The sequence below is a fragment of the Vicinamibacterales bacterium genome (assembly GCA_036496585.1).
Taxonomy (GTDB): Bacteria; Acidobacteriota; Vicinamibacteria; order Vicinamibacterales; family 2-12-FULL-66-21; genus JAICSD01.
In genome coordinates, this window is sequence record DASXLB010000028.1 from 31,042 (window position 1) to 53,654 (window position 22,613).

At 68.6% G+C, this 22,613-nt stretch carries 23 protein-coding genes and 1 tRNA gene; 15 read left to right on the plus strand and 9 right to left on the minus strand.

Features of this window, described 5'->3' with window-relative positions; all coding sequences use genetic code 11:
- Nucleotides 1-56: 56 nt before the first annotated feature.
- The 4 genes from rfaE1 to VGI12_08825 are packed head-to-tail and all read right to left on the minus strand — an operon-like array spanning nt 57 to nt 3,487.
- Nucleotides 57-1,037, minus strand: a complete 981-nt coding sequence (rfaE1, locus tag VGI12_08810) for a D-glycero-beta-D-manno-heptose-7-phosphate kinase (protein ID HEY2432764.1) — start codon at nt 1,035-1,037, stop codon at nt 57-59.
- Nucleotides 1,018-2,202 (minus strand): O-antigen ligase family protein, encoded by a 1,185-nt coding sequence (locus VGI12_08815; protein HEY2432765.1) that lies wholly within the window; start codon nt 2,200-2,202, stop codon nt 1,018-1,020. The genes rfaE1 and VGI12_08815 overlap by 20 nt, the downstream gene beginning before the upstream one ends.
- The gene (locus VGI12_08820; protein HEY2432766.1) at nt 2,199-3,278 is read right to left on the minus strand and encodes a glycosyltransferase family 9 protein; all 1,080 of its coding nucleotides are present in this window, start codon (nt 3,276-3,278) and stop codon (nt 2,199-2,201) included. The genes VGI12_08815 and VGI12_08820 overlap by 4 nt, the downstream gene beginning before the upstream one ends.
- Nucleotides 3,279-3,316: 38 nt before the next feature.
- On the minus strand, nt 3,317-3,487 hold the full coding sequence (locus VGI12_08825) for a Trm112 family protein (protein ID HEY2432767.1): 171 nt from the start codon (nt 3,485-3,487) through the stop codon (nt 3,317-3,319).
- Between the two features lie 30 nt (nt 3,488-3,517).
- Here VGI12_08825 and VGI12_08830 point away from each other — a divergent pair, with 30 nt between their 5' ends.
- From VGI12_08830 to VGI12_08895, 14 genes are all read left to right on the plus strand, one after another.
- Nucleotides 3,518-5,251 (plus strand): tetratricopeptide repeat protein, encoded by a 1,734-nt coding sequence (locus tag VGI12_08830; GenBank protein HEY2432768.1) that lies wholly within the window; start codon nt 3,518-3,520, stop codon nt 5,249-5,251.
- Between the two features lie 91 nt (nt 5,252-5,342).
- Nucleotides 5,343-6,125: a hypothetical protein gene (locus VGI12_08835; protein ID HEY2432769.1), complete on the plus strand. Its 783-nt coding sequence runs from the start codon at nt 5,343-5,345 to the stop codon at nt 6,123-6,125.
- Between the two features lie 64 nt (nt 6,126-6,189).
- The gene (gene ispE, locus VGI12_08840; protein HEY2432770.1) at nt 6,190-7,116 is read left to right on the plus strand and encodes a 4-(cytidine 5'-diphospho)-2-C-methyl-D-erythritol kinase; all 927 of its coding nucleotides are present in this window, start codon (nt 6,190-6,192) and stop codon (nt 7,114-7,116) included.
- A 174-nt stretch (nt 7,117-7,290) separates the two neighbouring features.
- Nucleotides 7,291-7,365, plus strand: a tRNA-Gln gene (locus VGI12_08845).
- 49 nt (nt 7,366-7,414) lie between these two features.
- On the plus strand, nt 7,415-8,362 hold the full coding sequence (locus VGI12_08850; GenBank protein ID HEY2432771.1) for a ribose-phosphate pyrophosphokinase: 948 nt from the start codon (nt 7,415-7,417) through the stop codon (nt 8,360-8,362).
- A 43-nt stretch (nt 8,363-8,405) separates the two neighbouring features.
- A complete protein-coding gene (locus tag VGI12_08855) occupies nt 8,406-9,086 on the plus strand; it encodes a 50S ribosomal protein L25 (GenBank protein ID HEY2432772.1) in 681 nt (226 codons plus the stop codon).
- Nucleotides 9,087-9,169: 83 nt separating this feature from the next.
- On the plus strand, nt 9,170-9,784 hold the full coding sequence (pth, locus tag VGI12_08860; protein ID HEY2432773.1) for an aminoacyl-tRNA hydrolase: 615 nt from the start codon (nt 9,170-9,172) through the stop codon (nt 9,782-9,784).
- Between the two features lie 84 nt (nt 9,785-9,868).
- Nucleotides 9,869-10,330: a 30S ribosomal protein S6 gene (rpsF, locus tag VGI12_08865; GenBank protein ID HEY2432774.1), complete on the plus strand. Its 462-nt coding sequence runs from the start codon at nt 9,869-9,871 to the stop codon at nt 10,328-10,330.
- Complete coding sequence (gene rpsR, locus VGI12_08870; protein HEY2432775.1) at nt 10,327-10,623, plus strand: 30S ribosomal protein S18; 297 nt, start codon at nt 10,327-10,329, stop codon at nt 10,621-10,623. The genes rpsF and rpsR overlap by 4 nt, the downstream gene beginning before the upstream one ends.
- A 19-nt stretch (nt 10,624-10,642) precedes the next feature.
- On the plus strand, nt 10,643-11,089 hold the full coding sequence (gene rplI, locus VGI12_08875) for a 50S ribosomal protein L9 (GenBank protein ID HEY2432776.1): 447 nt from the start codon (nt 10,643-10,645) through the stop codon (nt 11,087-11,089).
- A gap of 209 nt (nt 11,090-11,298) precedes the next feature.
- The gene (dnaB, locus tag VGI12_08880) at nt 11,299-12,663 is read left to right on the plus strand and encodes a replicative DNA helicase (GenBank protein ID HEY2432777.1); all 1,365 of its coding nucleotides are present in this window, start codon (nt 11,299-11,301) and stop codon (nt 12,661-12,663) included.
- A gap of 73 nt (nt 12,664-12,736) precedes the next feature.
- Nucleotides 12,737-13,945 carry an alanine racemase gene (gene alr, locus VGI12_08885; GenBank protein ID HEY2432778.1) on the plus strand — a complete coding sequence of 403 codons (1,209 nt, stop codon included), beginning with the start codon at nt 12,737-12,739 and terminating at the stop codon, nt 13,943-13,945.
- A 40-nt stretch (nt 13,946-13,985) separates the two neighbouring features.
- On the plus strand, nt 13,986-15,389 hold the full coding sequence (radA, locus tag VGI12_08890; protein HEY2432779.1) for a DNA repair protein RadA: 1,404 nt from the start codon (nt 13,986-13,988) through the stop codon (nt 15,387-15,389).
- Between the two features lie 80 nt (nt 15,390-15,469).
- The gene (locus tag VGI12_08895; protein HEY2432780.1) at nt 15,470-16,174 is read left to right on the plus strand and encodes a CsgG/HfaB family protein; all 705 of its coding nucleotides are present in this window, start codon (nt 15,470-15,472) and stop codon (nt 16,172-16,174) included.
- 47 nt (nt 16,175-16,221) lie between these two features.
- Here the strand turns inward: VGI12_08895 and VGI12_08900 are convergent, their stop codons facing one another.
- Nucleotides 16,222-16,725 carry a DUF2911 domain-containing protein gene (locus tag VGI12_08900; GenBank protein HEY2432781.1) on the minus strand — a complete coding sequence of 168 codons (504 nt, stop codon included), beginning with the start codon at nt 16,723-16,725 and terminating at the stop codon, nt 16,222-16,224.
- Between the two features lie 43 nt (nt 16,726-16,768).
- Here VGI12_08900 and VGI12_08905 point away from each other — a divergent pair, with 43 nt between their 5' ends.
- Complete coding sequence (locus VGI12_08905; protein ID HEY2432782.1) at nt 16,769-18,322, plus strand: hypothetical protein; 1,554 nt, start codon at nt 16,769-16,771, stop codon at nt 18,320-18,322.
- 7 nt (nt 18,323-18,329) lie between these two features.
- On the opposite strand, the gene mtnC is transcribed toward VGI12_08905, so the two are convergent.
- From mtnC to VGI12_08925, 4 genes are read right to left on the minus strand one after another with little or no spacing between them, the layout of a single operon-like run.
- The gene (gene mtnC / locus VGI12_08910) at nt 18,330-19,016 is read right to left on the minus strand and encodes an acireductone synthase (protein HEY2432783.1); all 687 of its coding nucleotides are present in this window, start codon (nt 19,014-19,016) and stop codon (nt 18,330-18,332) included.
- Complete coding sequence (locus tag VGI12_08915; GenBank protein ID HEY2432784.1) at nt 19,016-19,597, minus strand: cupin domain-containing protein; 582 nt, start codon at nt 19,595-19,597, stop codon at nt 19,016-19,018. Before VGI12_08915 ends, mtnC begins: the two co-directional genes overlap by 1 nt.
- Nucleotides 19,585-20,205 (minus strand): methylthioribulose 1-phosphate dehydratase, encoded by a 621-nt coding sequence (mtnB, locus tag VGI12_08920; GenBank protein HEY2432785.1) that lies wholly within the window; start codon nt 20,203-20,205, stop codon nt 19,585-19,587. Before mtnB ends, VGI12_08915 begins: the two co-directional genes overlap by 13 nt.
- 52 nt (nt 20,206-20,257) lie before the next feature.
- Complete coding sequence (locus VGI12_08925; GenBank protein ID HEY2432786.1) at nt 20,258-22,570, minus strand: hypothetical protein; 2,313 nt, start codon at nt 22,568-22,570, stop codon at nt 20,258-20,260.
- Nucleotides 22,571-22,613 lie beyond the last annotated feature (43 nt).

Consider the following 22,613-nt stretch of genomic DNA (forward strand, 5'->3'; position numbering starts at 1 on the left):
AGGCGATCATCAGTGTGGTGGGTGTTGCGGTGTCGTGGAATCGATCGCCAGCGCGCCTAGCCGAGCGCCGTCGCCAGTTCGTCGTAGGAGATCGCCACGGGCCCGAAGCGCGCGACCGCGAGTCCCGCGGCGCGGTTGGCGAGGCGCGCGGCCGCGACCGCCGTGCCCTGCGCCGCGAGTCCCAGCCCCATCGCGGCGATGACCGTATCTCCCGCGCCGGTCACGTCCGAGACTTCGCGCGCCTCGGCGGGCAGATCGAACTCGCCGCCTGGCCCGAGCAGCCACATCCCGTGCTCGCCGCGCGTGATGAGGACCGACTCGCATTGCGCGCGGACGCGGAAGGCCTGCGCCGCGCGCCGCGCTTCCTCGGCGGTGCGGATGCGCTGCAGTGTCACCGCTCCCGCTTCATGATGGTTCGGGGTGATCAGCGAGGCGCCGGCGTAGTAGTCGATGTGCGGCACCTTCGGATCGACGAGCGACGGCACGCCGCGCGCCCGGGCGCCCGCGATCGCCGCCTGGGCGGTGCCGGCCGTGACCGCACCTTTCTGATAGTCGGAGATCAGGACGACGTCGGCGCGCGCCAACGCCTCGCGCACTTTCTTGACGAGCTCGGCTTCGAGCGCGGCGCCGACCGGTGCGTCGCACTCGTAGTCGACACGCGCGACCTGCTGGTTGCGCGTGGTGACGACCCGCAGCTTGCGCGTGGTGCAACGGTTCGCGTCGGCCAGCACGCCGCCGGTGCCGATTCCGGCCTCGCGCAGTTCCGCCACCAGGCGCGCGCCCTCGGCGTCGTTGCCGACCAGCCCGGCGATCTCGGCCCGTCCGCCGAGCGCCGCGACGTTGTGCGCGACGTTGGCCGCGCCGCCCAGCCGGAAGCTCTCGTGATCGAACTGCACCACCGGCACCGGCGCTTCCGGAGAAATCCGATCGACGCGGCCGATCACGAAATGATCGAGCATCAGATCACCGAGGATCAGCACCGTGCGATCGCGCGCGGCGTCGAGCAGCGCGCGCAGGTCAGTCGGGCCGGTAGGCATAAGGCAGCGTCACCAGCACCAGGAACAGCATCAGGAACTCGGAGTCGCCGAAATTGTATTCGAACAGCCCGGCGGCGAGCATCGCTCCGATCACCGACAGCCCCGCGTTCGAGAGCGACGGCTGGTCGGCTTGACGCCGTCTCCAGAAGTCGCGAACCAGCGTCGCAATGAACCACAGCCAGACCAGGAGCGCCGGCAGGCCGCGCTCGGCCGCGATCTGCAGCGGCACGTTGTGCAGATGCGGGGTCATCTGGTTGACCGCGCCGGGTACCCGGTAGTGCGGGTAGACCTCCTGGACCATGTCGGGCCCGACGCCGGTCAGCGGATCGTCCTTGATGATGTGCCAGCCCGACTTCAGCATCGCCAGCCGATCGGCGTTCGACGGATCTTTGAGATTGATCGTCGAATAGAGCCGTGCCGTCAGGTTGGCCGGCGCCGTGAACACGAAGGCGGCGAACACGAGCGGCAGGAGCGCCAGCAGGCGGAAGTCGCGCAGCAGAAACAGGATGCCCAGACCGACACAGGCGCCGACCCAGGCGCTGCGCGTGAAGGTGAAGGCCAGCGCCAGCAGCAGCGCCGGCAGGACCAGCGCCGCCCAGGCACGGCGCCGATGCGCGAAGATGACCCGTGAGACCGCCGCGCAGGTGACCAGCATCAGCAGGCCCGAGTAGGTCATGTAGAGGCCGAGCGTGCCCTGCGGTCGCCGGCCGAGATTGTCGTAGTTGAGGATGAGGTACTGGATGATGCCGTACGCGGCGCTCATTGCGCCGACCGTGATCACGACATCGGTCGCCAGCAGCGCCCGCCGGCCGCGGAACAGGCGATAGGTCAGCGGCACGATGATCAGCAGCACGAGCTGCTTCGAGTCGACCAGGCTGACGCGCGGATCGACCGAGAAGACCGCCGCGGCCAGCGTCGCCACGGCGTAGGCGGCGAGCGGCCAGAAGAGGTTCGGGAACTCGGCCCGCTCGTGATTGCGCACGAGCAGGGCGATCCACAGCAGCGTCGTGATCGTCAGCAGGATGTCGGCCGCGGCGATCGACACCTGCAGCGCCGCCGCAAAGGCGAGCATCGTCAGGCACGCGGCCCGCTCCAGCGGCGCCGCCGGCAGCACGGGCCCCGTGTCGGCCAATCCGTTCGACCCCGGGCCGGCCTGAAGTCTCATGCCGGATCTCCCGCGCGGCCGTCCGTCGACGCTCGCACCGATGGCGGAACGGCCGCCGTTCCCAGCGTGCGCTCGGCCGCTTCGATGACCAGGGCGGGGGACAGCGTGGTCAGGCAGCGGAAGTCTCCCGGCGTGCAGGTGCGCTGATCGCATGGGCGGCATGGAAGGTCGTCGAGCTCGATCGACACCGTCGGGATGGCGCGCGGACGCCAGGGCGCCGATTGCGCCGCCAGCGTCGGTCCGTAAATGCCGACGACCGGCGTGACGGTGGCGGCGGCCATGTGCAACGGCCCCGTGTCTCCTCCGATGAACAGACGGCTGCGTCCGATCAGCGCTCTCAGCTCCTGCAGGTCGAATTCTCCCAGATCCACGATCCGTCCGTTCCCCGCGGTCAGCCGCTCCCGGGCGGTGGCGGCGATGCGCGCCGTGGCGTCCCGGTCCGACGGCCCCGAACTGAGCACGACGCGCCGTCCGCCGGGCGAGGCGAGCGCCGCTGCGGTTTCGGCGAAGAACGACTCCGGCCAGCGGCGGAACCGGTTGCCGGCGCTCACGTGGATCACCACCAGATCATCACCCGGCGCGACGCCGCACTGGGCGAGTCGTTCGGCCATCCGTGCGTCGGCGCCGGCGTCGAGCAGCATCTCCGTCGCCTCGCGCTCGGGGTCGGCTTGTCCGCCCGGCCAGCCGGGAATCGCCTCCAGCAGATCCCACTGATTGGCGACTGAGTGCCGGGGCCGCAGATCGGGCGCGCGATGGGCCATCCGCGTATACATCCACCGCCGTCCTGGAATGTCGTAGCCGATCCGCTCGCGCGCGCCGCTCGCCCAGGTGAGCCACGCCGCGCGCGGACCGCCGTGCAGATCGAGCGCGAGATCGAAGCGTGCCTGTCGCAGCCGTCGGGCCAGCCCCAGGTCGGTCGCGATCCGCTTCAGCCCGCGCGCGCGCGGCGCCACGATCACCGCGTCGAGGTGCGGGTTGTTGCGCACGACCGGAGCGGCGTCGGCTTCGACCAAGTAGGTGATCCGCGCATCGGGATACGCCCGCCTCAGGCCGCGCAGCAGCGGCGTGGTGAACATGACGTCGCCAATCAACCGCAGACGGACGAGCAGGACGTTCAGGGCTCGATCGTCGCTTCGTCGATCAGCATCACTGGAATGTCGTCCTTGATCGGATAGACACGCCGGCACTGCGGACACTTCAGTGCGGTGCCGTCCTTGACCAGCTCCACCTTCGTCTTGCAGTTGGGGCACGCCAGAATCTCGAGCAGCTCAGGATCCACGGCCATACGTAGGGACTATTATAGTCGTCAGCCGATATGCCGACGCTGCTAGCATTTGCGCTCACGGCCGCCGTCATGATTCAGGCGCCGGCCGGCGCCGGTCCCCAGGACGCCCAGTACTACTTCCTTCTGGGGAGGCACCTCGAAGGGGATGGCAAGGTCGACCAGGCCGTCGAGGCGCTCAAGACGGCGATTGCCATGGCGCCCACCAGCGCCGAACCACGCGCCGAGCTCGCCGGGCTCTACGCCCGCCAGGAGAAGCTGCGCGAAGCGGTCGAAGCCGCCGAAGCGGCGATCGGCGTCTCGCCGAAGAACCAGGAGGCGAACAAGGTGCTCGGCACCGTGCTCGCCGCGCTGGCCGAACAGCGCCAGCCCGCCCGCCCGGGCGATGACGTGTCGCAGTATCCGAAGCGGGCAATCGCGGCGCTCGAAATCGCGCGGGGCGACGGCAGCGGCGATCTCAACATCGATCTCGAGCTGGCACGGCTCTACCTCGACGCCGATCGCAATGCCGACGCGGTGCCGCTCCTGCGGCGGCTCGTGCTGGAGCAGCCGCAGTACGCGGAAGGATGGCTGCTGCTGGCCGAGGCGCAGGAGGGGGCCGGCAGTAGCGACGCCGCCGTCGATACGCTGACCCAGCTCCTCGACGATCAGCCGCAGTTCTTCCGCGGCCGGGTGCAGCTGGCCGAGACGCTCGATCGCCAGCGCAAGTTTGCGCAGGCGGCCGAAGCCTGGGCCGCCGCGCAGTCGCTCAGTCCCGGCAACACCGAGATCTCGGCGCGCCGCGCCAACTCGCTGATCAACACCGGCCGGGCTGCGGATGCGCGCATGATCCTGGACGAGGCGCTCAAGCGGTCGCCCGGCGACGTCCGGCTGACGTTCATGCTGGCGCAGGCGCAGCGCGATGCCGGCGATCTCGATGGCGCCGAAGTCACCGCGCGTGCGCTTCACCAGGCGCATCCCGAGGACGCCCGCTTCACCTATCTGGTGAGTCAGATGCTCGAGGCGCGCGGCCGCTACCAGGAGATCGTGGACTTCCTGAAGCCGGCCATCGCCAGCCTGCGCGGCGGCGCCGGCAAGCCGTCGCAGGCGGCACTCCTGCTCGGCAGCGAGGGGCTGGCGCTGCAACAACTGAAGAAGTACGACGAGGCGATCGGCGCGTTCAAGGACGCCGTCGCCCTGACGCCGGATGACCCCGTCCGCCAGGTGCTGCTCATCCAGGGCTACAGCGCGGCCGGCCGCCACAAAGACGCCATCGAGACCGCCGAGAAGGCGCGCGCGAAGTTTCCGCAGGACTCGACGGTGATCTACCAGCTCGGCGCCGCGTTCGATCGTGCCGGCCGGCGCGAGGAGGCCGAGAAGACGTTCCGCACGCTCGTCGCCGACGACCCGCTCAACGCCGGGGCGCTCAACTATCTCGGCTACATGCTCGCCGAGCGCGGCTCGTCACCCAATCTCGACGAAGCGGTCTCGCTGATTCAGCGTGCGCTGGACGTCGAGCCCGACAACCCGTCGTATCTCGATAGCCTCGGGTGGGCCTACGTGCAGCAGGGGCGCCTCGATCTGGCCGACGCGCCGCTGTCGTCCGCCGCCGGAAAGATGCCGACCAATTCGGTGGTGCAGGAGCATCTCGGCGATCTGCGCGAAAAGCAGAACCGCCGCGCCGACGCCGTGGCGGCCTGGCAGAAAGCGCTCGCCGGCGACGGCGACTCGATCGACCGGTCGAAAATCCAGAAGAAGATCGACAGTGCCCGCAAGGCCAGCCGCTAGCCCGAATCCCGATTCCCACTTGCCGACGCCCACTCTGATCGCGATCGACGGGCCCCGCTCATCCGGACGCCTGAGAAGTGGGGCCTGGCTGTTGGTCGTTGTCGCCGCCGCCACAGCGGGAGCCTGCGGCGCAAAACCTCCAGCGCTTCCGACCGGCGCCGGGACTCCGTTCAGCGGCTACGCCGCCGCCTACGATGAGGCAACCGCCGGCTGCCGCGCCATCAAGACGATCAGCGCCTCGATGAGCCTGTCGGGCAAGGCGGGATCGACGAAGCTGCGCGGTCGTATCGATGCCGGGTTCGCCGCGCCGGCGCGGGCGAGGCTCGAAGGGATTCCGCCGTTCGGGAAGCCGGTGTTCGTGCTCGTCGCCGAGGACGGGCGTGGGACGCTGGTGCTGACGCGCGAGGATCGGGTACTCCGCGATGCGCCGCCCGAGGCGATCGTCGAAGCACTGGCCGGCGTCCCGCTCACCCCCGACGCGCTGCGCACCATCGTCAGCGGCTGCGGCTTCTCCGACACCGCGCCGACCGGCGGCAGCGAGATCCGCGACACCGCCGCCGACTGGGTCGTGCTCTCGTTTCCGGAGAGCACAGGGTATCTGAAACGGGAAGGGGGCGCCTGGCGGCTGGCCGCCGCGTCCCGCGGGTCCGTCACCGTGCGCTACGACACCTTCGACGGTGCCCGTCCTGCCGGCGTCGGCATCCGTGCCACGGCGGACGGGCGCGTCACCGCAGACATCCACCTCGCGTTGTCCGATGTCGCGACCAACGTCACGCTCGATCCACGGACGTTCGTGCCTGACCTGCCGGAGCATTCGGTTCCGCTCTCGCTCGACGAGCTGCGGCGCGCCGGGCCGATGGGAGGCGAGCGCTGATCTTGACGTGGAGCCGATGCGCGAAGGGCATTTCTGGAGGCGTGATGACATCCGGTGATCGAACGTGGCGACGCGCGTGAAGCTGACCGTTCGTGCGCATGCCAAGGTCAATCTCGATCTGCGCGTGCTCGGCGTCAGGCCCGACGGCTATCACGAGCTGCGGACGGTGTTTCAGACGATCGAGGTGCACGACACACTGGTCTGCGCGGCGCGGTCAGGTCCGTTCACGCTCACGTGCCGCGCGCCTGGCGTGCCGGTCGACGCGGGCAATCTGGTCTGGAAGGCGGCCGCGGCGCTCTGGAGCGCGCTCGGCCGGGACGGCGAGCTTCGCGACGTGGCCGTGCGGATCGACAAGAAGATCCCGCTCGAGGCGGGGCTCGGGGGCGGCAGCGCCGACGCGGCCGCGGCGCTGATGGCGCTCGGCCGGCTGTGGGGCGGGGCGCCGCTCGGTCTGCTGCGGGAGATCGGCGCGACGATCGGCGCCGACGTGCCGTTCTTCCTGTCTGGCGGCACGGCGCTCGGGCTCGGCCGCGGCGAGGAGATCTACCCGCTCGTCGATCTGCCGCCGCATTTCGTCGTCGTCGTCCGCCCGCCGTTCGGCGTGTCGACGGCCGAGGCGTACGCGTGGTACGACGAGGACCGCGCCGCCGGTCAGCGCGACGAGAATCGCGAGTTCCAGCTGCTGCCGGTGCCGTGGCCGTCGCGCGCGGCGCAGATGGTCAACGACCTCGAGCCGCCGGTGATGCGGCGGCACCCCGAGATTGGCGTCGTCAAGCAGCAGTTGCGCGAGCTCGGGGCGACGGCTGCGGCGATGTCGGGGAGCGGTTCGGCGGTGTTCGGGCTGTTTCGCAGCCGGGCGGCCGCGGAGCGCGCCCTTAAACCGTTGTCCGGTAACGGCGCCCGGGCGCTGCTGACCAGGACGTTGAGCCGGCCGGAGCACGAGCGGCGCGGCCGCCCGGTGGCCCGCCGCGCCGGTTCGCGGCGGGTCTGACGCCCCCGAGGGTTGCCCGCACACGGTAGATCCGCTACACTTAAACTTTTGTAGATGGCCTCGGGAACCCCTTCGGGGCATTTGGAAATCGGGTAATCGGGCATTCGGGTCAGTCGACGACGGTGTCTCGGGATTACCGGATTATCCGATTGCCAAATTTCCAAATGCGCTTACTGGGGCGTGGCCAAGCGGTAAGGCGCGGGACTTTGGATCCCGTATTCGGAGGTTCGAATCCTCCCGCCCCAACCATGTCACGGCTGGTGTCTGCGTGATTACGACAGGAGCACTCCCCGCGACGATGTCGAGTCGACATCTCAAGGTGTTTCCCGGAAGCGCGCACCGCGCGCTGGCCGAGGAGATCGCGGAGTTCCTGCAGGTCCCGGTCGGGCGCGCGAAGCTGCTGCGGTTCCCGGACACGGAGGTCTCGTTCCAGATCGACGAGAACATCCGCGGGACCGACGTGTTCGTGGTGCAGCCGACGTGCGCAGACGTCGACCGTCATCTGGTCGAGCTGTGCGTGATGATCGATGCGTTCCGCCGCTCGTCGGCGGCGCGCATCACGGCGGTGATTCCCTACTACGGCTACGCGCGGCAGGACCGCAAGGACAAGCCGCGCGTGCCGATCTCGGCGAAGCTGATGGCCAATCTCATCACCGCCGCCGGGGCGAATCGCGTGCTGACGATGGACCTGCACAAGGCGCAGATCCAGGCGTTCTTTGACATTCCGGTCGATCACCTCTTCGCGGCGCCGGTGATCATCGAACATCTGCGCGCCTACGAGGCGTCGGACCTGACCATCGTGTCGCCGGACGCGGGCGGGGCCGAGCGCGCGCGCGCCTACGCCAAGCGGCTCGGCGCCGAGTTGGCGATCATCGACAAACGGCGCAGCGAGGACGGCAGCGCCGAGGTGATGAACGTGATTGGCGACGTCGCCGGCCGGACCTGCATCCTGCAGGACGACATCATCGACACGGCCGGGACGATCGTGAAGGCGGCCAACGCGCTGAAGGCGAACGGCGCGGGCCGGGTCATCGCCTGCGCCGTGCACGGCGTGCTGTCCGGCCCGGCGATCGAGCGCCTCGAATCGGCGCCGATCGACCAGGTGGTGATCACCAACACGATCCCGCTGATGACCGATCGCGCCAAGAGCTGCAGCAAGATCCGGCAGCTCTCGGTCGCTCGGCTGCTGGGACAGGCGATTCGGAGCATCCACGAGGAGACATCGGTCTCCTCACTGTTCGTGTAACCGCGGGCAACGAGCAACTGCAGACTGGTAACTGGTAACTGACATGGACGCCACACTGAAAGCAGAACCCCGCGCCGAGCGCGGCAAGAACGAAGCACGGCGCCTGCGCGCCGCCGGCAAGATCCCGGCCGTGGTCTACGGCACCGAACGGGGCAAGGCGACCGAGATCGCGGTCGACCCGCGGGTGCTGTTGCGCATCCTCCACTCCCAGTCGGGCGTGAATACGCTCATCGGGCTGGAAGGGGCCGGGCTGGCCGCCGGCGGCAAGGTGCTCGTCAAGGAATACCAGCTCGATCCGATCGACCACCGGCTGCTGCACGCCGACTTCTTCGCGGTCGCGATGGACAAGACGCTCGAAGTCACCGTGTCGATCGTGCTGAAGGGCGAGCCGAAGGGCGTCAAGCAGCAGGGGGGCATCGTCGACTTCGTCAACCGCGAAATCGAAGTCGAGTGCCTGCCGGCCGACATTCCCGAGCACATCGACGTCGACATCAGCGAGCTGATGCTGCACCAGGGTCTCCGCGTGCGCGATCTGCCGAAGAGCGACAAGTGGGCGCCGGTGAGCGATCTCGACATGATGATCGTGCACGTCGTGACCGTGAAGGTCGAGGAGGCGCCTGCGGCCGATGCCGCGGCTGCCGCGACCGCGACAGCGGCGACGCCGGCCGAGCCGGAGGTCATCAAGAAGGGCAAGAAGGACGAGGAGAAGGACGACAAGAAGTAGATGGCCGGTGGGTGATGGCCGTGTGCTGATCGCCGATTGGCGCTCGTCGGCCGGACTGGCTGGCCCCGCGTTCAGGTGGGACGATGAAGCTGATCGTGGGGCTGGGGAATCCCGGCGCGAAGTACGACGGGACGCGTCACAACGTCGGGTTTGCCGTCGTCGATCGGCTGGCCGCGCGGCACGGGGCGGCCTGGGAAGCGGCGCCCCGGGGGATCGAAGGGCTCGCCGCACGCTGGCGGGCCGCGGACGTCGTCCTCGCCAAGCCGCTGACGTTCATGAATCTGAGCGGCCCGGCGATCGTCGGACTGCTGCAGTTCTTCAAGATCGAGGTGGCCGACCTTCTCGTCATCGTCGACGAGGTGCAGCTGGAAACGGGACGGATCAAGGTGAACCCGGACGGGTCGGCCGGCGGCCACAACGGGTTGAAGTCGGTGATTGGATCGCTCGGCAGCCTGCAGTTTGCGAGGTTGCGCATCGGCGTGGGGCGGGGCGACCGCCGGCGGGATCTCGCCGACCACGTGCTCGCGAGATTCGACGCCGACGAGCGGAACACGATTGACGACGCGATGACAACGGCAGTGGAGGCCGTCGAACTGTTCGTGGCGGAAGGCCTGTCCGCCTCGATGAGCCGGTTCAACCGGAAGCCGGAGACCGGCAGCGGTACGCAGGCAGCGGAAAACGGGAACGAAGACAACTAACCCTTGTCTCCTTGGAACCGCGAGATTTGGAAATCCAGAGGATTTTCACATCTGAGGGTTCCCGCTCAGTCCAGAAGGAGAGTCATGAGTCAGAACAGACAGTACGAGCTCGTCTACATCGTGTCGCCAGACGCGAGCGAGCAGGCGATCGCCGATCTGCACACGCAGGTCGAGCAGATCGTGCAGCGCTTCACCGGCACCCTCGACAAGACCGAGAACTGGGGGCGGCGCAAGCTGGCCTACGAGATCGGTAAGGCACGCGAGGGCACCTACGTGGTCGAGACGATCACCGGCTCAGGCGAGATGATTAAGGAGATCGACCGGCGGCTGCGCGTCACCGACGCGATCATCCGTCACTTGACCGTCCGCATCGACGACGCGATCCGGGTCGCCGACCGGCTGCGCGACCAGCGCAAGACGACGCAGGCGCGCCGCCGCACCGCGCGCGGGCTGCCGCCGGAGCCGTCGCCGAGCGAACGGCGCGGCGACCGCGACATGGATGACACCGACGATTTGGGCATTGAAGGGGCGGAGGTCCAGCGATGAGCGAGGAACGCGGGGGCCGCGGCCGCGGCGGCAAGAAGGACGACAAGGGCAAGGGAGAAGGGCGGCCGCGCGGCGGCGGATTCTTCCGACGCCGGCGTGTCTGCAAGTTCTGCGCGGAGAAGATCGACTACGTCAACTACAAGGACGTCCGCCTGCTGAGCCCGTTCATTCCAGAGCGCGGCAAGATCCAGCCACGTCGGATCTCCGGCACCTGCGCCAAGCACCAGCGCGCGCTGCAGACGGCGATCTCGCGGGCGCGCCAGCTGGCGCTGATCCCCTACGTGACCGACTAGGGCGCAAGAGGTTCAGACCATGGAAGTGATTCTCAGAGAACACGTGGAACACCTCGGCAGCCGCGGCGACGTCGTCAAGGTCGCCGCGGGCTATGCCCGTAACTACCTGCTGCCGCGCAAGCTGGCGCTGGCGGTGACCAACAACAACAAGCGCCAGATCGAGCGTGAGAAGAAGCTCGCCGAAGCGCGCGACGCGGAAGAGCGTTCGCAAGCCGAGGCCATCGCGCAGCGTCTGGGCCAGTTCGAGATCGAGATCGCCCGGCGGGTCGGCGAGCACAACGCCCTCTATGGATCGGTGACTTCGCAGGACATCGCGCAGGCGCTCAAGGAGAAGGGCTTCGAAGTCGACCGGCGCAAGATCGTGCTGGCCGAACCGCTCAAGGCGCTCGGCGAGTCGATGGTCCCGGTCAAGATCCACCGCGACGTGACGGCGCAGCTGCGCGTCAAGGTCGTGGCGCAACAGTAGTGTCATCCGAGGGGCGGCGACGCCCCTCGGACTCCCGACTCCTCGCTCCGATCGTGTGGCCGCGTTCGCGACCCGTCTGGCTGGCCGTGCGCTGGCTGTCCTCGTCGCTGCCGGCTTCGGGCTGCTGACCCAACTGCCCGCCGTCCCCGCTAACTGCCCAACTGCCCTCTCCAAACGAACGGCGTGTCGCTATACTGAGCTCCGCCGCCATGGCTGACACCGTCGCTTCCGCACCTCCCCAACGTACGCTTCCTCACAATCTCGAGGCCGAGAAGTCGGTACTCGGGGCGATCCTGATCCACAACGACGCGTTCAATCATGCCGCCGAGCTGATCGATTCGCGCGATTTCTTCCGCGACGCGCACCGGCGGATCTTCGACAAGATGGTCGCGCTCAGCGAGCGCAACGACGCGATCGATCTGGTCACACTGAAAGACGAGCTGCAGCGGTCCGGCGAGCTCGACGAGGTCGGCGGCCCGGCCTACATCGCGTCGCTCGCCGACGGGGTGCCGCGCAGCGCCAACGTCGAGCACTACGCGCGCATCGTCAAGGAGAAGGCGACGCTGCGGCGAGTCATCCATGCCGCCAAGCGCATCGAGGCCGACGCCTACCAGGCGGAAGAGGACGCCGATATCATTCTCGACGGTGCCGAAAAGGCGATTTTCGAGATCGCCGAGGACAAGATCCGCGAGGGCTTCGTGCCGCTGCGCGATCTGGTGCACAGCAGCTTCGCCACGATCGAGAAGCTGCAGCAGCACAAGGGGCTGGTCACCGGCGTGCCGACCGGGTTCGTGGATCTCGACGAGATGACGTCCGGACTGCAGCCGTCGGACCTGGTGCTGGTCGCGGCCCGCCCGTCGATGGGCAAGACCAGCTTCGTCCTCAACATCGCCCAGCACATCGGCACGCAGACCGAGATGACGGTGGGGTTCTTTTCGCTCGAGATGTCGAAAGAACAGTTGTTCATGCGGATGCTGACGTCGGAGGCGCGCATCGACGCGCACCGCTTCCGCAGCGGCTATCTGAACGAGAAGGATTACGGCCGCCTGTCGCATGCGCTGGGGACGCTCGCCGAGGCGCGCGTGTTCATCGACGACACCGCGTCGATCGGCGTGCTCGAGATGCGGGCCAAGGCCCGCCGCCTGCAGGCCGAGCACGGCCTGCACCTGTTGATCATCGATTACATCCAGCTGATGCAGGGACGCGGCCGTTTCGAGAGCCGCCAGGCCGAGCTCGCCTCGATCTCGCGTTCGCTCAAGGGACTGGCCAAGGAGCTGCGGATCCCGGTCGTCGCGCTGTCGCAGCTTTCGCGCGCGCCGGAGACCCGCTCCGATCACCGGCCGCAGCTGTCGGACCTCCGCGAGTCGGGCGCGCTCGAGCAGGACGCCGATCTGGTGATGTTCATCTTCCGCGAGGAGCAGTACCGGACCGACGACGGCCATGTGAACCCCGAGGCGGAGGGGACCGCGGAGATCATCATCGGCAAGCAGCGCAACGGCCCGGTCGGCACCGCGAAGCTCGCGTTCATCAAGGAGCACACGCGCTTCGAGAACCTCGCGCCGGGGGCGGCGTGACGCGGGGCCAGGGTCGCCGATTGCGGGTGATGCGGCGCGGGTCGCGGGCTGCGAGAGGCTAGCGGCTCTCGGCATGATCCGCCAGACGGTCGCGCACGTCGATCTCGCCGCGGTCGCGTCCAACCTTCGCTCGATCTCGCAGTTCCTGTCCGCGACCTCAGAGGCGCCCTCCGCGCCCAGCGCCCCGCGTCCCGCGCCGCGCGTCATCGCGGTCGTCAAGGCCAACGCCTACGGCCATGGCGCGCGCGAGGTGGGCCTCGCGCTCGAGCGCGCCGGCGCCGCCATGCTCGCCTGCGCCGACATCGAGGAGGGCATCGTCCTGCGCCGCGCCGGGGTCAGCATCCCCATCCTCGTCTTCGGCGCGCTCGGCATCAGCGATCTCGACGGCGTCTTCGAATTCGACCTGACCCCGACCATCTCGACGCCTACCGCCGCCCAACACCTCGAGACCGCCGCCGCTCGCTGGACGCGGGGTCAGACCGGGGTCAGACCGGGGTCAGACGGGGGTCAGACCACCAAACGGCGCGAGCGCCTGGGCTGCCACCTGAAAATCGACACCGGTATGAACCGGTTGGGCTTCCGCCACGACAACCTCGGGCAGACGCTACCCGCGATCGCACGCAGCGAACACCTGGCCATCGACGGCGTCTACACGCATTTTGCGACGGCCGACCTGCCCGAGCATCCGGCCTTCGGCGAACAGCGCGATCGCTTCGAGCAGGCGCTTGCCGCACTGCCGGCGCTCGGTATCACCCCACGTTTCCGACACGCGGCCAACAGCGCCGCCCTCTTGCGCGACGAGCGCGTCTGGTTTGACTTCGTCCGCCCTGGCCTTCTCCTCTACGGAATCGTGCCGCCGCCGCTCGCCACGATGATCGCGCTGCGACCAGCCCTGTCACTGCGCAGCCGTATCGTGCATGTGAAGGGAACCCGTCGAGGCGAGGGCGTCGGGTACGGCTTGCACGACGTGAGCGAGGGGTCGCGAACGATCGCGATCGTGCCGGCCGGCTACGCCGACGGCCTCGACCGTCGCATGGCCGGGCACACGTTCATGCTGGTGCGCGGAAAACGCGTACCCGTCATCGGCAGCGTGTGCATGGACATGACGACGATCGACGTGACGGGACTGGATGTATCGCCAGGGGACGAGGTGGTCATAGTCGGGCAGCAGGGAAACGACGACATCGGCATCCGCGAGATTGCCGCCTCGATCGGCACGATCCCCTATGAGCTCTTGTGCCGCGTGGGCACGCGAATTGAACGACAGTACGACGCCCGATGACCGTCCATCGTCCATCGCTCGTCGCCGCTCAGACACTGCCATGAAGGTAAAGACGGTCTACAGCTGTCAGGAATGCGGCGCGCAGTCGCAGAAATGGCTCGGGCGCTGCGCCGAGTGTGGCGCCTGGAACTCGCTGGTCGAGGAGCGCACGGCGCCGGTGGCTGCCGGGGCGGGCGCCGCCGCGGCCAGCGCTGGAGCCAGGTATTCGCTCGCGGCCACTGCCGGACCGCGGTTGTACGAAGACATCGACACCGTGGTCTCGGCGCGCCTGCCGACGGGGATCGACGAGTTCGATCGTGTTCTGGGCGGCGGCGTGGTGCCGGGATCGCTCGTGCTCATCGGCGGCGAACCCGGGATCGGCAAGTCGACGCTGCTCCTGCAGGCCGCGGCATTTTTCGCGCAGACGATCGGCACCGTGCTCTACAGCTCTGGTGAAGAATCCGAACACCAGATCAAGTCGCGCGGCGAGCGGCTCGGCGCGTTCACCGGCGACCATGCGAAGGCACCGCTGTATTTGCTCGCCGAAACCTGTCTCGAGCGAATCCTGGAGGAGATTGCGCGGCTGCGGCCCTCGTTGGTGATCGTCGATTCGATCCAGACGGTGTTCTCGCTCAAGTTCCAGTCGGCGCCGGGTAGCGTGGGGCAGGTTCGGGAATCCGCGACCCAGCTGCTCTTTGCCGCGAAGGGGCAGAACATCCCGACGTTCCTCGTCGGCCACGTCACCAAGGACGGCAACCTCGCCGGCCCGAAGGTGCTCGAGCACATCGTCGACACCGTCCTTTATTTCGAAGGGGAGAAGCACCACGCGCACCGGGTCGTGCGCGCCGTCAAGAACCGTTTCGGCGCAATCAGCGAGATGGGCGTCTTCGAAATGACGGGGCAGGGTCTGAAGGCGGTGCCCAACCCGTCGCAGCTCTTTCTTTCCGAGCGCCCGGCCAACGCGCCGGGCTCGGCGGTGCTCTGTTGCGTCGAGGGATCGCGGCCGCTGCTCGTGGAAGTGCAGGCCCTCGTCAGCACGTCGTCGTACGGCAACGCGCGCCGGATGGCGAGCGGCATCGATCAGAACCGGCTCTCGCTCCTGCTGGCCGTGCTCGAGAAGCGGGCCGGGCTGAACCTGCTGGGCGAGGACGTGTTCATCAACGTCGCCGGCGGCATGACGGTCGACGAACCCGCCGCCGATCTTGCGGTGGTCGGCGCCGTCGCGTCGAGTCTGCGCAACCGTCCGATTCGTCCCGGCACGGCGGTGTTCGGCGAGGTCGGGCTGGCGGGCGAGATCCGCGGGACGACGCAGGCGGCGCTGCGCCTGCGCGAGGCGGCGCAGATGGGATTCACCCGCGTGGTGGTGCCGGAAGGCAACGTCGCGCCAGCCGATGCGCCGGCGGGATGCGACATCGTGTCGGTGAAGCACGTCGGCGAGGCGCTGGACGAGCTCCTGCTCCTGTAGCGTCCGCCTCACGCACTCCTGGCGCACGGCGTGAGCCTGCCGGCGCCCAGCCTGCGCCTTATCGTCCGGGAGGCGGAGTGATGACTCACAGAAAGCTGATCGGTCTCGTCGTCGTTGGATTGGTCCGCGTCACGCTGGTCACGGCCGCGCTGGCCCAGGAGGCGCAGGCGAGGCCGTCGCTGGCGATCGCCGACGTTGCGATCACGCCCGGCGGGTGGACGCTGCCGCCGCCGCAACTGAGTGCGACGATCGTCGAGCTGATGATGAACGAGCTCGTTTCGTCGGAGCGCTTTCATCTCTATGACGGCCAGTGGCTGGTGCCCGAGGACGAGGCGGGCGGTCACGCCGACCTGCGTCGGCTCCGCGAGGCGGCGGCCGCCCGGCACATGGACTACGTGGTCCTCGGGCGTCTGACGGCGTTTTCGAGCGAGCGCAGCAGGAAGGGATTCGGCGGCGTCGTGCCCTTGCCGTTCATTGGCGGTTTCTCGCGTGATCGGACGCAGCTGAAAGTGTCGCTGGCGTTTCGCATTGTCGACGTCCGGACCGGCGAGATCGTGGCGAGCGCGGCCGGCGACGGCGTCGGCCAGCGTCATACGACGGCGGGCGGCGGCTTCGGCGTCATCCACGGCCTGCCAATCGGCGCGCTGGCCGGCGCTGCGCAAGCGCACTCTGCGCGTGACGCGATGCTCGACGAAGCCGTCCGTCAGGCGGTACACGCGGCGGCGCTGGAACTGGCGCTCCGCCCGCTGCCGCCGGCGAGCGCCGGGTCGGACTTCGATCGTTGATCAAAGGGTCACGATCACCATCCGACCCCGATCCGCACCGGCGGGAGCTACGGCACGTCGATTGAGAGCGGCACCGCTACGGTGCCCCAGTGGAGCACCAGCTCGGTGTGGCGACCGTCGACGACCGCGAAGTAGAAGGCGAGCGTCTCCATCGGGGAGGCCGTACGAGGGATCACCTCGACGGTGAGGAAATCGTCGCGCTGCACCCGCAAGTATTGCGTGTGAAACGTCGGATGGGCGCGATTGAAGATGATCGACCACGTCTCGCGTCCCGGCTTCGCCCAGATCGTATACGTACCCTTCGGCAGCTTCTTACCCTCGACGGTGATGTCGCTGGTAATCGTCAACGTCGTGCACTCGTTGGCGCCAGGACACCAGACGCGATCGTAGGGTACGAGCGCGCCGAATAGTTCGCGGCCCCGCGCAACCGGCCGGTCGTATTCGATGGTGAAGGTGGTGCCTGCCACTTCCTGCGTCACTGAGCCGTGCTGGCTCGGTTTGACTGCCGACTGCGCCAGGACCGCGGCGAGCATGGCCGCCATGATGATCATCGTCTGATCTTACCCGTGCCCCGCCTGAGGTATCCTCCCGCGCGTGAACTGGATCGTGCGCGGCGACATTGACGGGTTTTTCGGCCTGGCGGTCGACAACCTCGTGCAACTGCTCCTCATCGACACGCTCTGCCGCGGCGTGTTGGGGTTCCCGGCGGACCTCGTCTACGGGCGCATCCTTCCGGGCGCGGCCATCTCCGTCTTCGTCGGCAACGTCGCCTATGCCCTCCAGGCCAGGCAACTGGCGGCGCGGACGGGCCGGACCGACGTGTGCGCGCTGCCGTATGGCATCAACACGGTCTCGCTCTTCGCGCACGTGTTCTTCATCATGCTTCCGGCGAAGGCGCTCGCCACGGCGGCCGGGGCCGCCGATCCGTCGCGGATCGCCTGGCAGGCGGGCCTCTTTGCCACGCTGAGCGCCGGCCTCATCGAGCTGGCGGCGGCGCCGATCGCCGAACGCGTCCGCAAGGCTACGCCGCGCGCCGCGCTCCTCTCGACGCTGGCCGGCATCGCGCTCAGCTTCATCTCGCTCGGTTTCCTCTACCGGACCTTCGCGCGCCCGCTGGTTGGCCTGACGACGCTGGCGGTCGTGATGCTGACGTATTTCGGTCGTGTCCGATTCAAGGGGCACCTTCCCGGCGGTGTGATCGCCGTCGCACTCGGCACGGCGATCGCCTGGTTTACTGGAATTGCCCCGGTGGGCGCGCGCCCGGTCGCGACCGGGGTCCATCTGCCCGTGCCGATCGTCGGCGACCTGTTCGCCTCGATTCGCGGCGGCCACTTGTGGCCGTACCTGTCGGTGATCATCGCGATGGGGCTGTTCAACGTCCTCGGCTCGCTGCAGAACATCGAGTCGGCAGACGCCGCCGGCGATTCGTACAACACGCGCCGCTCGCTCACCATCAACGGCATCGGCAGTGTCGCCGCCGCGCTCTTCGGCTCGGCGTTCCCGACGACGATCTACATCGGCCATCCAGGGTGGAAGGCGCTCGGCGCGCGCGCCGGATATTCGATCCTGAACGGCGCGTTCGTCACTGCGATCTGCCTGACCGGCACGCTGGCCTGGATCGCGTGGGCGATCCCGATCGACGCCGGCATGGCAATCGTGCTGTGGATCGGCATGATGATCGTGACTCAGGCGTTCGACGCGGTCCCGCGCCAGCACACCGCCGCCGTCGTCGTCGGGCTGCTGCCGGGGATCGGTGCGTGGGGGGCGCTGCTCGCGAAGAACGGTCTGCGCGCCGCCGGGCTCGGCGGCCCCGCGGGTCCGTTCACCGCGGCGCTGGTCGGCGAGTTCCAGAAGAACGACGTCTGGATCACCGGCGCTTTCGCGATCGAGCAGGGCTTCTTGTTCACCGCGATGCTGCTGTCGGCCGCGGTGGTCGGCGTGATCGAGCGGCAGTGGACAGTGGCGGCGGCCTGGTGTCTCTGCGCGGCGGCATTGTCGGCGACCGGGCTGATGCACTCGTACACGTGGGAGTTCGCCGACACGGCGCTGCAGCTGAAGCCGGCGTGGCCATTCGTCTGGGGCTACTTGGCGATGGCGGCGCTGTTCTTTTCCGCGCACTGGACCACCGAACCTGGCGACGGGGGCTGAACGCGTCTCAGGGACGCAGATCCAGCAGACTGCTGATCACCCGGTGACAGCTGTCGGGCTGGGCCGCGTTTCCCGGGCGCACGATCAGCGCGGTCGCCATGCCCGCCTGGCGTGCCGCGTCGAGCTCCGCGGCGACGTCCGATACGAACAGGATCCCGCCGGGCGGCAGGCACACGTCGGCGGCGATGCGCGTGTAGCTGGCGGCGTTGCGCTTGGCGCCGACGGTCGTGTCGAAGTGCCACGACAGCAACGGCGTGAGATCACCGGCGGTGGAGCAACGGAACAGCCACTGCTGCGCACGAACGCTGCCGGATGAGTAGATGCCGACCTGAATCGCCGCGTCGCGCCAGAGCGACAGCGCCGCGGCGACGTCCGGAAAGAGCTCGCCGACGAGCGTGCCATCGCGATAGCCCTCTTCCCAGACGAACCCTTGCAGCTCCTTCAGCGCGGCCGATTTGCGATCGCGATCCATCAGCCACGCGAGGTACGGCCAGGGCGACCAGTCTGGCAGTTGGCGGCGAGCCTCGGCGTCGTGGTCGTACTCGGCGCGCAGGCTCGCGAGGATACGGCGGGACTCGGGCGTGTCGGCGTGCTGTGTGAGGTAGAGCGGCAGGTGGGTTCGGGCGTAGGGAAACAGAATCCCGGCGACGAACGCGATTGGCGTCGTCGTGCCTTCGATGTCGAGCAGGATCACTACCGGCGGCCGACGTAGGCGGGGCCGAAGCAGACCGGCTCGAACCCCTTGTCGACGCCGCTCTCCGTATAGTGCGGCGTCCAGCCCGACGTGTCCTGGAACAGCCGGATGGCGCGGATCCGTCGCTCGCCGCACAGATCGAACCAGTGCTGGGTGCCGCGGGGGACGCGGATCAGATCGCCGCCTTCCACCTCGATCGCAAAGACCGGTCCGTCTGACGGATGGACGTGGAAGAGGCCGCGGCCCTCGATGATGAAGCGAACTTCGTCTTCATCGTGCCAGTGTTCGCGGCTGAACCTGGCGAGCATCATGTCGAGATTCGGCGTCTCGGCCGTGACGTCGATCACGTCGGCGGTGACATAGCCGCCGCGTGCCTTGAGCGCGTCGATCTCCCGCGCGTAGGCGGCGAGGATGGCGTCGGCCGGGGCGTCGGCCGCGATCGCGTGCTCGGGCGTCCAGCGCTCGTAGTCGATGCCGTGACGGGCGAGAAATGTGGTGACCTCGGCGCAATCCGAGAGGACGGCTTCGCCGTTCTCTCCGTCCGCATCCGTCCTCCGTCCGCCGATTCTCACGAGTGCCATGACGCGGCCTCCTTCGAGCGGGCGACGCTTTCGAGCAGAAACTCCAGGATCTCGACGTGCCTGGCGGCCTCCGCGATCGTCCCTCCCCAAGTGTACAACCCGTGGCGGCGGAGCAGGAAACCGTGGCAGGCCGACTGCTCGTCGAGGACGCGGGCCACGGCGGCGCCCAGCCGCGTCATGTCCTGATCGTTGGCGAGAATCGGCAGCCACTCGCGGTGTTCGTGGGTGCCGACGCCGGACAGCCCCTTGAGCATCTCGTAGCCCTCGATCGGGATGCCGCCGCCCTCCGCGTAGCGATCGGACAGGAGCGTGCTCCAGATCGAGTGGGTATGCAGCACGCAGCCGGCGGCGCGCTTCGCGGCGATCTCGAGGTGGAGCGGCGTCTCGGCCGACGAGGCGCCGCGGCCAGACACGATCCGGCCGTCCTCGTATTCGACGATGTCGTCCCGCGTCAGCGCTCCCTTGTGCGAGCCGCTGCGGGTGATCGCCAGGCGCAGCGGATGTCGGCTCACCACCCTGCTGAAGTTGCCGCTGGTGCCGAGCACCCAGCCGCGCGCATCGAACCGGCGCCCGATCGCGATGAGTTCGTCGGCAGCCTCCGCGTCCACGCCGGGAATTCTACGTCAGGCGCCGGCCTCCGGTGGCCGGCGGGCCGGCCGCTCAGAATGACGTGCTCACCGTCAGCCGGATGACGCGCGGCGGTTGCGTGTAGGTCGGCTGCCGCCACAGCGGGCCGGTGACGACCACTTCCTCCACCTCGTTGCGAAGGTTGGTGAGGTTGTAACTCTCGAGCCCCAACGCGACGTCGCGTCCGCCCCAGGTCATCATCTTCTGGACGCGCAAATCGAGCGTCGCCGTGAAGGTGAACTTGCTCTTGCCGTTGGCATACGCGCGAACGATGTCCGGGCCCTGCGGCAGGTCGGGGACGACGACGAGGCGTGCGAAGTTCTGGCCGTCGGCGTAACGCCCGACCGCCGCCAGCGTGAAGCGGTGCGGCGCGTTATAGGCGGTCGCGACCTTGAGGCCGTAGCCGCGATCGAAGAGCGTGCGCCCCTCGGAGTAGGTGTTCGCGTTCGGATCGCTGTACGAATCGCCGACGACGAGTTCGTCGTTCTCGGAGGGCAGGTGCCCGCGGAACGCCGCCGGCGCGTACGAGTGCAACGCCGTCGCGGCGGCGAGCAGGTGCCAGCGCGGCGACTTCTCGAACAGCACCGCGACATACAGCCCGCCATAGGTCGACTTCACGTTCGGAATCGTCTGCAGGACGTAGCGATCGGCGCCGAAGGTGGCCGGCGGGCGGCTGTAGACCGGCAGCATCTGATCGTCTTCGGGACCGCCGAGGTTGAGGCCGGGATCGAACTGGTAGCGCACGCTGTAGGCGTCGAACGGAACGCCGGTGTCGAACCGGCCGATCAGATCGCCGCCTTTGTGCGACGCGCCGCTGAAGCGGAGCGACACCCACGGCTTGATGTGGAAGTCGATCGCCACCTGCAGTTCGTCGATGTGCGGCCGCTTGATGGCCGGATCGATCGTCGAGAACCCCGGCGTCGGGCTGCCCGGGCCCGCCAGCGAGACGAGCGCGCCCACTTCGTCAGGCTGCACCTGTCCGTCGCCGTTGCGATCCGTCCACAAATACGATCGTCCGGACAGCCCCGCCGGGTCGCCGTTGGCGAGCGTGGAGAGGGTGAGCGCGGGGTGGTAGCGCCGGGCACCGATGAATCCGGAGAACGGGCCCCGCGCGTAGTGGAGCACCAGGCGCGGCTCGAGTGACGTCCATGCGATGCCCGCCGGCGCGCCGTGCGCGCTGCCGGCGACGTGCTCCAACCGCAGGCCGCCGTCGATTTCCAGGGTGTCGATCAGCTGCGCCTGCGCCGACGCGTACGCGGTGGCCGCGGTTTCCGATCGATGCACCTCGCCGGCGAGACCGTAGTCCCAGGCGCGCGCCGGGAGGCCGTCGACCGTTTCGCCGATGAGGCCGGTTCCAAACGGCGACGCGTGCATGCCGGCGCCAGCCAGGCTGACGCCGCTGCTGAGATGCACGCGCGTGCCGGTCTCGAACGTCGCGGCGATCGATCCGCGCGAACGGCTGCCGCCGGTGATGTCGGCGAGCACCTCGACCGGATCGTCGAGAACACGATCGACCGTGCCGCGGGCGGCGGCCGGCGGCGGCCCTGGCGTCAACCGCGTCGCGGCGTAGGCGGCGCTGACCTCGACGAGGCGCTCGACGCCGGACCGCCAGCTCCCGGAGATGCCGCCATAGAGCTGCGTGGCGTCCGCGTTGCGATCGCGCAGCAGCGCGCGGCCCGGAAACGCCGTCTTCGTCTGCTGGAGCCACGTCGACAGGTCGGCGTGGCGATTGCCGCCGAGCTCGAAGGTCGGATGCGCGGCGAACGACAGCACGTCGCCCGGCAGCGTGAAAGCATCGTGCTGCTCGACGTGCGAGGACGAGGTGCCGGCGGCGGTCGCGAAGAGATGCGTGCGCGTCGTGAGCGGGCCGCCGGCGTCGGCCTGCGCGCGTCCGAGCGCGCTCAGGCGCGCCTTCGGCGGCGTCGCGCTGGAGCCCTCGGCCTGGAACGGTGAGGGGGAGAACGCTACCGCCACCGTTCGGTGCCACGTCGCGCCGCCGGCCTTCGGCACCAAGGTGATGAGTGGTCCCGGCGTACCGGAGCGAAGATCCGTGCCGGCGGTCGTCAGCCGGATGTGGTCGACGAGCGAGAGATCGGGATAGAGCAGCGGCCGGCCGCCGGTGCCCGGATCCGTGACGTCGGCGATGCCGAGCCGGAACGTCGTCTGCGTCCACGAGCTGGCTTCACTGCCGGCGAACAGCGGAACGCCGGTCACCGTCCCGCCCGTGTTCATCGGTTCGGTGAACGCGAACGGCGCGACGGTTTCGAGCAGGTCCCACACCGTGTCGCCGTGCGGGAGCGCCTGCCACAGTGCGGCCGTGAGGGCCAGGACTGCTGCGAGATCCATTCAGGTGCGGGGTATCATTACCCAAGGTCGCGTCATTTCATAG